This window comes from Arthrobacter saudimassiliensis (assembly GCF_059090665.1).
This window is the reverse complement of the sequence record NZ_JBNHFX010000017.1, coordinates 1-264: the sequence shown is the minus strand read 5'-3', so window position 1 is coordinate 264 and position 264 is coordinate 1. Positions and strand designations below refer to the sequence as shown.

1 rRNA gene is annotated in these 264 nt (G+C 56.8%); it reads left to right on the top strand.

The window, feature by feature from the left end:
• Positions 1–188: 188 nt before the first annotated feature.
• Positions 189–264, top strand: a 5S ribosomal RNA gene (rrf, locus tag AC5RV6_RS16965); the annotation flags it as partial.

Here is a 264-nt window from a genome sequence, read left to right as displayed (position 1 = left end):
CCACACACGAAAAAAACAGCATTGACTGCTACGCGTCCACTATGTGGTTCCCAACCAACAACCCACACCACCAGGTGCAGGGCAGGGAACACCACCATAATTGAATACACGGTTGAACACGTGTAACCACAGGTTTCACCACCACAGCACCCCGCACAAATCCGGGTCCGTGGTTTGGTGGCAAGGGTTACGGCGGTCACAGCGTGGGGGAAACGCCCGGTCCCATTCCGAACCCGGAAGCTAAGACCCACAGCGCCGATGGTA